The 10,756-nt window shown below is 43.3% G+C and carries 9 protein-coding genes and 1 pseudogene; 7 read left to right on the forward strand and 3 right to left on the reverse strand.

Annotated features, from left to right (window positions below):
• The coding region (locus ACE1AQ_RS02920; RefSeq protein WP_374807814.1) for an IS4 family transposase at positions 1-1,078 on the reverse strand (1,078 nt) is incomplete at its 3' end.
• A 287-nt stretch (positions 1,079-1,365) separates the two neighbouring features.
• On the opposite strand from ACE1AQ_RS02920, the gene ACE1AQ_RS02925 reads away from it, so the two are divergent.
• From ACE1AQ_RS02925 to ACE1AQ_RS02945, 5 genes are all read left to right on the forward strand, one after another.
• Positions 1,366-1,734, forward strand: a complete 369-nt coding sequence (locus ACE1AQ_RS02925; protein ID WP_008197780.1) for a 2Fe-2S iron-sulfur cluster-binding protein — start codon at positions 1,366-1,368, stop codon at positions 1,732-1,734.
• A 14-nt stretch (positions 1,735-1,748) separates the two neighbouring features.
• On the forward strand, positions 1,749-2,570 hold the full coding sequence (locus ACE1AQ_RS02930; RefSeq protein WP_106908625.1) for an inositol monophosphatase family protein: 822 nt from the start codon (positions 1,749-1,751) through the stop codon (positions 2,568-2,570).
• A 53-nt stretch (positions 2,571-2,623) separates the two neighbouring features.
• On the forward strand, positions 2,624-3,565 hold the full coding sequence (locus ACE1AQ_RS02935; RefSeq protein ID WP_110545930.1) for a J domain-containing protein: 942 nt from the start codon (positions 2,624-2,626) through the stop codon (positions 3,563-3,565).
• Between the two features lie 37 nt (positions 3,566-3,602).
• Positions 3,603-4,820, forward strand: a complete 1,218-nt coding sequence (locus ACE1AQ_RS02940) for an ATP phosphoribosyltransferase regulatory subunit (protein ID WP_110545931.1) — start codon at positions 3,603-3,605, stop codon at positions 4,818-4,820.
• Positions 4,821-5,566: 746 nt separating this feature from the next.
• Complete coding sequence (locus ACE1AQ_RS02945) at positions 5,567-6,586, forward strand: Rpn family recombination-promoting nuclease/putative transposase (RefSeq protein ID WP_110545932.1); 1,020 nt, start codon at positions 5,567-5,569, stop codon at positions 6,584-6,586.
• A 92-nt stretch (positions 6,587-6,678) separates the two neighbouring features.
• Here the strand turns inward: ACE1AQ_RS02945 and ACE1AQ_RS02950 are convergent, their stop codons facing one another.
• Both ACE1AQ_RS02950 and ACE1AQ_RS02955 read right to left on the reverse strand, forming a co-directional pair.
• Positions 6,679-7,011: a hypothetical protein gene (locus tag ACE1AQ_RS02950; RefSeq protein ID WP_004268142.1), complete on the reverse strand. Its 333-nt coding sequence runs from the start codon at positions 7,009-7,011 to the stop codon at positions 6,679-6,681.
• Complete coding sequence (locus ACE1AQ_RS02955) at positions 7,001-9,184, reverse strand: CHAT domain-containing protein (RefSeq protein ID WP_008197759.1); 2,184 nt, start codon at positions 9,182-9,184, stop codon at positions 7,001-7,003. Before ACE1AQ_RS02955 ends, ACE1AQ_RS02950 begins: the two co-directional genes overlap by 11 nt.
• Positions 9,185-9,353: 169 nt before the next feature.
• On the opposite strand from ACE1AQ_RS02955, the pseudogene ACE1AQ_RS02960 reads away from it, so the two are divergent.
• Both ACE1AQ_RS02960 and ACE1AQ_RS02965 read left to right on the forward strand, forming a co-directional pair.
• A pseudogene (locus tag ACE1AQ_RS02960) lies at positions 9,354-9,659 on the forward strand (bluetail domain-containing putative surface protein); the annotation flags it as partial.
• 406 nt (positions 9,660-10,065) lie between these two features.
• Positions 10,066-10,578 carry a dihem cytochrome c family protein gene (locus ACE1AQ_RS02965; protein WP_106908623.1) on the forward strand — a complete coding sequence of 171 codons (513 nt, stop codon included), beginning with the start codon at positions 10,066-10,068 and terminating at the stop codon, positions 10,576-10,578.
• The last annotated feature ends 178 nt before the right edge of the window (positions 10,579-10,756 follow it).

The raw sequence follows: 10,756 nt of genomic DNA on the forward strand, positions 1-10,756 counted from the left end.
TTAGCTCTTCTATATTTTTTTGGAACATTTGATGTAGCTGGAGCCAATGATAGAGATGTTGACCCACATAAAAACTGCTGTGTCTGCGTTGACCTTTATATCTTTTTTCAGGTCTTGTGACATATTTTTGGATTCCCATATCCTTAATTTTTTTACCTTGTAGTGTGGCACTTGTATAGGCGATAGCTATAACAATTATCAGCTTTGATAGGTATTGCGGTGCTAATTGAGAACCTTCTAAGCTATAGCCTCCCGACTTAAAATCTCGAAACATCTCCTCAATATCAAATCTTTTTTGATAGGCAATTATTGCCGTCTCTAAATCTCCAAAGTTAGTCAGAATATACCAAGGTTCTTTTGTTTTAAAACCCCGATAGGTTTTTTTCCACTTACCAGCTAAGTTAAAGTTAAACTCTCCAAACCCCTGCTCTTTTGTAACATTGACATCATTCAAAAATAGTTTAGTTCCTCGACTTAAACCTAAGGCTCTCATTTCTTGATAAATTCCTTCTTTTTTCTTCACATTTGTACTTTGTTTTTGTCTTAAACAAAAGTACAAACTCTCCTTCTGAAGCCACTTTCCAAGACTGACCGAGCAAAATTCTCTATCTCCTAACACCACTATTTTATGACCTGATAGCACCGTCAATATTTTCCCCAATACTCGCTGCTGTTCTTCGAGGTTACTACTTCCTTTTTTATCTAATATCTCCCAATAGATTGGTATGGCTCTCTTGTCATAAATTAGACTCACCATCAAGATATTTATTGCTCCCCAACTCGTCCGGTCTATGGCAATATATACTAATCCTTTTATTGTGAATCTCTCCTGCTGTTTTAACATCTCTTTTAGGCAGACAAACCAGATTTTTTCAATATTCAGAATTTCCAGCTTTAAAAATCTTTTTAGTTTTTTTCTCCGACTCTCAAACAGGATTGGTATTGGTAGTGCTTCTGCTAATATCTCTAACTTGGCTTGCTTTAGTATTTGCAAGGTTCCAACTATCACTAACAACAGTAGATATCTGGCTCGCCCCAGTTCATTCTCTAAGACTTTCTGGTATAGTTCACTTATCATTTTCGTTATCTAGGTTATATTTACTATATATGACTTATCTTTTTTTTGAGTCTGTATCTGTATTCCATGCTACATAAGCTTTTCAGCCTGCTTGTCCCCCTGTCAGCTTATAGAGACAGACATTGCTGCTATTTTTGTCAACTGTTTTCGCTCTAGAGCGAACTAATCAATTAAATCTCTTGCCAGATAAGGATTGAGTCGATTTATGCCCCCCTATCGAACCATAGCAAGTAACGAAGAGCCAGAACTACCTAGAATTGCATCTATAATTTACGACTAACTAAACTATGACTAAATATTATCAAATCACCGTTCACAATCGTCAGACGGGCGAAAAATTTGTCACCACCGTTCCAGAGGATAAATATATACTGCACAGTCTGGAAAAACAGGGTCATCAATTACCCTTTTCCTGTCGCAATGGAGCTTGTACCAGCTGCGCGGTCAGGGTATTATCGGGAGATATCGATCAACCAGAAGCGATTGGACTATCGCCGGAATTAAAAGCCAGAGGTTATGCTTTACTTTGTGTCAGTTATGCCCGTAGCGATATGGAAGTAGCCACCCAAGACGAAGATGAAGTCTATGAATTGCAATTCGGTCGCTTTTTTGCCCGTGGGAAAGTGCGTTTTGGTTTACCCTTAGATGAAGAATAGATTCGGGATTAATCGTGCCAGATACTAGCAGCCAATTAGAAAAATACCTAGACATTGCCAGTGAAGCCGCCCTAGCGGCAGGAACAATTATCGAGGATAATTGGGGTAAAATCGAGAAAATAGAAGAGAAAGGGCGATCGGGCGATTTAGTGACGGAAATAGATCGTCGAGCAGAAACAGAAATTCTCAAAATTATTGGCCGTCACTTTCCCGAACATGGGATTTTAGCGGAAGAATCGGGAAAACTGCAAAGGACCGATAGCGAGTATCTCTGGGCGATCGATCCTCTCGATGGAACCACCAACTATGCCCATGGTTATCCCGTAGCCGTCGTCTCCATCGGACTACTGATCGCAGGGAAAGCAGCAGTGGGAGTCATCTATAATCCCTTTAGAAAGGAACTATTTCGGGCTGCCAGGGGTTTGGGGGCCACCCTGAACCGTCGTGCCATCCATGTCTCCCGGACGAGTGAACTAGAAAAAAGTTTACTGGTGACGGGCTTTGCCTATGATCGCTGTCAAACCCCCGATAATAATTATGCCGAATTCTGTTATCTGACCCATCTGACCCAAGGGGTACGCCGCAGCGGGTCTGCCGCCAAAGACTTAACCGATGTGGCCTGTGGGCGCTTAGATGGTTATTGGGAACGAGGGATTAATCCCTGGGATCTGGCCGCGGGAGTTATTCTGATCGAAGAAGCTGGGGGTAAAATTACCGCCTACGATGAAAGTCCTTTTCTGATAGAAACGGGGCGAATCCTAGCCACTAATGGACAGATTCACACCCCCTTAAGCCAAGCTCTGCAAAAAGCGGCTTCTTGGAGCTTTCAGTTTTAATTATTTTAACATTGATTGCGATTATCATTTTGATTGGAGATAAGATCTTCCGTATGCCTTTTCCAATTTCCAGGGGTTTATTTCAATTTGATTTAATCGATCACTTCGCTATTTTAGGAGTCTCGATCGATGCCGAACAGGAGGAGATTCGCGAGCGTTACTTAAAAATCGCCTATAAACTCCATCCCGATACCTGTCGCATTCACACCCCCGCCGCCAGGGAACAGGCTAATCAGTTACTGGCAAAATTAGTTAACCCGGCCCACGAACATCTGGGCCGCGACCTATCTCGGGAAGAATTCCGGCTGGTTTTAGCACAAATGGGCAAGGCAATGGCGAGAGATTTGAGTAAAATCACCATCAATAGCGAACCGGCTAGAAAACTAGCCCAATCTAGTGCTAACTATCAATTAGCCTATCAAAAAATCCTGCAATCTTTGGCGATCGATCAATATACCGCCCTAGAAAATGCCTATGAGAAAATCGCCCAACTCAGTGAACTCAATCTGGTTTATCTGATCTTAACCGAAGGTCGGGGCAACAAGAAAGCCACCCCGAAAGTCTTTATCTCCCAGGGCAATTCTAACCAGTCCGAGTTAGGGGCAGCTGCTGCCACCACGGCAGCCCAGGCTAAAGCCAACGAATCGCCCCTAGAAGCTTATATTCGCCGCGCTCAAGCCTCTCTTGACCAAAATAATCCCGCCCAAGCTGTGCGAGAATTGCGCGATGCCCTGCGGCAAGAACCGGATAATAGCATCTGTCACGCCCTGCTCGGTTTGGCCTACCTGCAACAAAATCAACTCTCCATGGCCCGGGTTCATATCAATCGGGCATGGAAAGCCAGCCCCAAAGATGCGACGGTGATTAGGTGCAAACGGGAACTAGATAAAGTGGTTAATCCTAACACTGAAAGGCAAGATCAGAAGGGACAAAAAAAGGAAGGGGAGCGCAAGGGCGGTTTTTGGTCTCTATTTGGTGGTAAAAAGAATAAATAGGACTACCAGTGCCACCGATTTTGATTAGCAAACTCCCATGATTCATCAACCCCCGGCGGGGACAAGGGATTTATTACCCCTAGAAGTTACCCAAAAAGGCTGGATTAACGATCGCCTTCAGTCTGTCTTTCAGCGTTGGGGCTATCAAAGGATCGTCACCTCCACCATTGAATGGCTCGATACCCTCACCGCAGGCGGTGCGATCGATCCCAGCGCCGTGATCCAACTGCACGGGGATAGTCAAGGACTATCGGGATTACGCCCCGAATTAACCGCTTCCATTGCCCGTAGTGCCGTCACCCGCATGAGTGGGGAGTCCTATCCCCAACGTCTCTGTTATCGGGCTAACGTTTTTCGTCGCCCTAGCGCCGGTTATCACGGTCGTCAAGTGGAATTCTATCAAGCGGGGGTAGAACTGCTCTTTTCTGGCGGTTTACTAGCTGATGCCGAGATTCTACTGCTCCTGGCCGACTGTTTCGATAGTTTGGCCGTCCCTAACTGGCAGATTATTTTAGGAGAAGCCGGTTTGACTCGTTCCCTACTTTCCCCCTTTCCGGATCCCTTACGCGAACAGGTGAAACGCTGTTTAGCCCTCCTCGACTACGTTAGCCTCGAAAATCTTCCCTATCCCAATGAAACCCTCCGGCAGCAAGCCCGACAATTATTTCACCTGCGCGGTAATCCTGAGGATGTCCTCGCACGAGTGGCAGTATTAGCCCGGGAAGAATCGGCCCAAAAAGCCGTTAATAACCTTAAATCCCTAGTAGAGCTGCTTAATGCCGATCGCTCTGAACCCTTTCCCCTAATTCTCGATTTAAGTCTGATTCAAACCTTTGATTACTACACCGGCATCGTTTTTAAGGCGGTTAGTGATCACCAGCAAAATCTCAGTATTTTAGGCCAGGGCGGACGCTATGATCAATTATTGGGCGTTTTTCATCCCCAGGGTCAATCGGCTCCGGGTATCGGTTTTTCCCTGAATATCGAAGAACTGCACGAAAGTTTATTATCGGGGCAGACTTTACCCAGTCAAGCTCCCCCCCTCGACTGGTTACTTATCCCTTTGGGTAATAACGCCCAGATAGCGACTTTTAGTAAAGCTCGCTCCCTTCGCACCGGTGATCCGAATCTGAGAGTGGCGATCGATTTAGGGGGTCGCAGCGAGGCACAACTTCGTACCTATGCCCGCGATCGGATGATTAAAAATCTCGCCTGGGTGCAAGAAGATGGTTCCGTGAGGGAAGAATCTCTCTAAAAAGGGGGCAAAAGCAGCGAAAATACTGCTTTCTGCCCGCTGCTATAGAACTCTATCTAGGGTTTGCGGCAAAAAGTACGGGCGAAGCATTCGGGCAATAACCTATCGGTGAAACCGTAGATTTTTTATCCGAATGCTTCGCCACTACAGGACGCGGGCCGATAAAGACGCAAGGTTTTGAAGCACGATTCTCTGAAAATCTTGCACCTGTTTCGCGAGAATAGACCTCGTTTCCAAACATAAACCAGAAGAGCCGTTCAAAAAACTTTATAAATAATATTGATTGGTTTGTTTATAATAACCCCCATTAATACCCACTGAAACCATAATAAATCATAAGCAAAAATCAATGTTAATAATCGATTCTAATCTATACCAGAGGTGAACGTGGGTTGGGTTGAAGAATGAAACCTAACGCTGACGGCGATGATTGAGCCGCTTCTTGGCATGGTAACGACTAGGGCCGTCCCAAGTGCGGGAAACGGCGATTTTAAAATTTTCACCCTTTATTCAGGAAAAAATCATGTCAACTCCTTTTTTAGTTAAGGATATCTTCCCCGGTTCCGTTGGTTCCGACCCCCTTTATCTGACGGCATTATATAGTTTTACCAATAAATGTTAGAACAAAGATGTAGATGTAGGTTGCTCTCATGGGAAGTTTTGTGACGACAAGTAGCATTGATGATATTTATGGGGAATAATGAATCTAGAGGATCGCCTAACTTTCTGATTGACAGCGACTCGCCATGAACCCAACAACCGCCAATTATGATGAACCCTGGAAAGAAGCATTAAGCGAGTATTTTGAAGCGTTTTTAAGCTTCTTTTTTCCTGAAGTTCACCAACTAATTGATTGGACAAAAACTCCCGAATCTCTAGAAAAAGAACTCAAACGGATTACCGCTTCAGCAAAGACAAAAAAACGTTTCGCTGACAAACTCTATAAAGTCTGGTTACTCAGGGGTGAAGAAGTCTGGATTTTGATTCATATTGAAATTCAAAGTCAATACGAAGAAAACTTCCCTCAGAGGATGTATATTTATAACTATCGTGCCTTTGATTTGTATCAGAAACCAGTTATCAGTCTGGCAATTTTAGGAGATGAACGAGTAAATTGGCGACCAGATTCCTATAATTATACCATTGCTGGCTGTGAAGTGAGTCTGAAATTCCCAACGGTTAAATTACTGGACTATGAGGAAAGATGGACAGAACTAGAAACAAGTAGCAATCCCTTTGCTATAATAGTGATGGCACACCTGAAAACAAAAGCGACTACTGGGAAGCTGCCACAACGGGAACAGTGGAAGTGGAAGTTAATCAGGGGATTATATGAAAAGGAGTTCGAGAGAGAACAGATAATTAAACTGTTTGAAATCATCGACAATATGATGACTTTATCCGCTGAATTACAGTCAAGTTTAGAAAGTAAAATCAAACAATTTGAGGAGGAAAGAACCATGCCTTTAATGAGTAATATGGAGTTACGAGGAATCGAACGCGGTAAAGAAATTGGTAAGGAAATTGGGGAGTTACGAGGGATAGAACGCGGTAAGGAAATCGGTAAGGAAATTGGAGCGTTAGAAAATGCTCGTGATTTTGTCAAAACAGTTTTGCAAGCTCGCTTAGGTGAAGTTCCTTTAGATGTGGAACAATACCTGAATAAAGTTTCGGTACTATCTACATTACAAGAGATTGTTAAATTAGCAGCTACTGCTAATTCTCTCGCAGAATTTAAGCAGTCTTTGGCAAAAATCAATATCTAGAAAACGGTTTTCTTTGAGAAACTCTTTGAGAAACCCGTTTTCTTTGAGAGACCGGATACCGACCTCTGGCTTTTTGTTTTAATGGTGGACATTTACTTCGTTTTCTGTATTTTTGGCTGCAAAGTTGTAGATAGGGTAACTTTCATCGTGTTTGTATTGGCTGTTTCTGCTCCAATGTTGAAAAACAGATATTTGAGTCCTCCCTGCGCCTTTAGGCTGACTGAACCATTAATTTCAACAGTCAACTGACTTTCTACATCTACCTTGCTTGAAAGAGCTTCCATCACAGATTCAAAGAGTTCTTGCAACTGAACTGCGACGGTTTCCTCTTGTGGTCCCAAAGTAGTCAGGATTTCCTCATCCTCAGTTTGTAAGCTACTAACTGAAGCTGGATCGACGGCTGTGGCATATACTTTAATTGGCATGGTCTTCCTCCTTGGAATTTTTTTGCTGTACAATCGAGAAATCTGGATCGCCATAAATACAATACAGTAGCCAGAATAAGTTTCTTTCGTTGGCTGCAACTTCTTTGGCTTTGGCTACAGCCTGTCCGATAGTAATTTTCTCATCTGGGTTGAATAATTCACGGTAAACAATTTCGGCAAAGTTGACGGCATATTTCACTGGTACGGCTCCTAAAGTTCCAATGAAAGCATCTGCACCACGCTGATAAAATTTCCAGCCAAAACTGCTAAATTTTCCAAAGGTTAACACGGGAACGGTTGAAGCACAGGCGTTAGCAAACACAAGACTACCCGGATCAAGGGGTAGCCTTTGGATGGTTTCAGGGAGCAAGTTTTCAATCCGAGTTTTGTTCTTATCGCCAGCAATTTGGAGTAGGTGCGGTTCTAAATGTCCGTGACAGGTAAAATGAAGCGCATCTGTGCCTGGAATAGCTTTTACAAGGGACGAAATTGGCTGTTTAGCTAACAATTGTACCGCTTCCGGGGGGAGAAGATTAGAGAATAGATGGGTAGCTCGCTCTGCTTCCGAGGAAGGTACATCTCCACCGACAATATTGACAATCCGCTTGATTTGTCTTTTTCCCTTACTTTCAGGTCTATTTTTATCTGGTAAATCTTGACTATCGCTGAGGCGAGGAGAGCGAGCAATAATAAACTTCTTTCCCCAAAAATCTTCGCCGTTGTACATTAATTCCCAAGGAATCCACTGTTCATTAGTGGAAATAATGACAGGAGAACCAATCTTCCAAGTTCCCATTTGTTTGGCCACTTCAGAGGGAATTAACATCTCGAACAAGTTAGCGCCAACACTCTGAAGATTGAAACAGATACTCTCCCAACGCTCATCAGAGGGGTTTCCTTGTTGCACTACTTCTGTCAGGAAAGCATTCAAACTTCGCAAATCATCTTCAATTTGTTGCTGAATATTAGGAATTGTTTTCTCCCACTCGCCTAAGCGATTGGCAGGGAAGATAGTATAGAGTAATTTACTTTCTCTCTCAATCCAAGTAACATTAAGTGTATGTTTATCGGGATTAACCGTCATACTTTCTAAGTTTTTGAGACCATCAATTGGGTCTTCCATTGATAAAACTTTTGGCGATATTTCATGATATGATGAGAAAGTTACGTTAGTTTGAACGATTACATACCCAACTCTTGTTGCTCCTCTGAAAAACTCAATCTCAATCACTTGCTCACCTCTTTCAAGAGGAACAAGGGTAAAAATCACTTCGTTGGAATCGCCTTTAACTGGAACAGTCAACTGCTGTTGATAAGGTCTTATGGCAAATGCTGGAGCAGTAACCTTGACATTTAGTTTAACTTGCTTAGTATTACGTCCTACTGTAAGCCAAATTTTTTCTGGAACACGAGTAAATTTTGGAATCTCTTGAGTTAGCTGAATCTTTAACTCAGCTTTTTGCTCAAGAACACATTCTGATGGGAATTCGATTCGAGTGTGGCGTTGAATTGTTACGCTATTAGACGACGGAAGGGGTTTAGGCTGCTCAGAGCAAGGCGGCCGAATAAACTCCCCACGCTCGTTAATACTCCCTTTATTCGAGTTAAAATAACCCGGGTTGCCGATATATTTTCTGTTTAAATCCGCTTCTCCACCTGCCAATTTGCCGGGTGGAACCTTAATCGTCGGTTCCCCCTTTACATATGAGTTTATGTCTTGAACAAATTCAGTTTTTCTTAGCCTTAGTCCCTCACGGATTACTGATAAGCTTGTTTCTGGATGAGTGAGCAGTTGAAATTGAATACAGAAATCAGCCAACTCGAAATATTGATCCTTAATAGCTTGATAAGCTGTCTCAAGGAGGTCCAAATCGACTTGGCTCAAAATAGTTGCAAATTCAGCTACAAGGCTTTGAAGAACCGTTCCGGACATCACTGGGGATCCCTTGACTAACATCATTCTGATCCATGAACGAGATAATCCCCCCAAAAGATCGCTGGCTTCTGTCACCTTATTTTGTCCCAACAATGCAGCAAGTTGTACGAGTTGCCTATTGCGAGTGTTAGGAAAGTATGCAGCCAAAGCATAAGCCTCGGCGAATTCCCCTTCTCCCAGAAGAGCGACAATCGGTTGCAGCCAAGTTTCACGAGGTGTTTCACTGCGAGTTTCCATTTTCTATACCCTTTCTGACAACGTAGAAAATCTCGTCCTCACTGGTACTGGTAAGCTAAACGGCGCTTAACCTGCATGATCCAATAGCGATAACCCTTTTGGAGTCTATATCGGTGATCCGAAGTAAAAGCCGTTTAGCTTAATCTTAATGGCACGGGTAATGCCTTGTCAATTTGGTGCGGCAATTAATGCCCCGGTCGCTTTTACCCGGGCAACAGATAGCACCACGACCAATATTAACACCATTGTTACTAACGTCTTTACCGATGCTAATGGGGCAACAGCCGGAAATCAAGCTCTCGGAACTAACAGTGCTGTTTTAGTGCGGGTTGCTAATGCTACTACCACTTACCTAATTATCAACGATGGTACAGCAGGCTTCCAAAGTGCTAATGATTTGGTGATTAATCTTACTGGGTTAACGGGTAGTTTACCGGCGCTCGGCACTATTGCGGTCAATAGTTTCTTTGTCTAAATTGATGGGGGGGATTAATTCTCCCCTTTTCATGCTCCCGTTCAAGTAATTTTGATATAAAAAAAGTTAAGAGGCTCTTCTCGACTTTGTGTTATGATTTTTGCTTATGAAACCGTGAAATACCTATCAAGCAAGACTTTTAGGGCTATTTTGACGTTCGGCGACGCTCAGTCGAGCCGCAGAAGAAACTAGAAAATATCAGTATAGACCTCGTTTCCACACATAAACCAGAAGAGCCCAAATACTGATGGGCAGTCAGGAGTTTAAGCTTGTGGAGAGACTGTAAGACTCGTTGGGATTCGTCTCAAAAAGCAGGTTTCTGTGAAGCAAGAATCTCCCATCACACCGCAAAGCTGTGTGATGGCGAGAGTGTCAAAATTGTGTTCAATTACCCGTTATCCCAGTTATGCCTTCCAGCGGTCAAGTGAAATCGATTTTTTTTCTTATCCTCTTTCTCCTCAGTATTCTAGGGGGTATTCTACTGGCTTCGCTACTTCAACAACCAGCGATCGCCCAATCTACTTCCTCGGATACAGTGCTGAATCGTTATCAAATTGGACAGCAAACCTATCTAGAAAATTGTGCCAGCTGCCATATTGCCATTGCTCCCAGTATCCTACCGAGTCAAACTTGGAAAAAAATCCTAGAAAATCCTAATTCTCACTATGGTATCCGTTTAAAACCAATTGTCGGCATTACTCAGCGTCTTATCTGGGATTATCTCAGTTATTCTTCCCGCCCTCTTAGGGAGACTACTTTTGTTCCCCTCCTAATTGAACAGTCCAGCTATGTAAAGGTTTTGCATCCTAGGGTCAATTTACCCACTCCTCTCGGTCACACCACCTGTGTCACCTGTCATCCCAACGCTTCCCGCTACGATTATCAAACCCTTACCCCCATCTGGGATGATGCAGCCTAATCAGTTATCAGTTATCAGTTATCAGTTATCAGTTATCAGTTATCAGTTTTCAGTTTTCAGCTTCTGAAGGCAAGGGGCAACAGGCAAGAGGCAAAAGACAGAATCTGACAATTCTCCTACCTAAAAAGAAGGTTAGAAACTAAGCACATCAAAGCTTTTAGCTTAACCAATTAGGTCT

The organism is Microcystis sp. BLCC-F209 (assembly GCF_041928595.1).
Lineage (GTDB): Bacteria > Cyanobacteriota > Cyanobacteriia > Cyanobacteriales > Microcystaceae > Microcystis.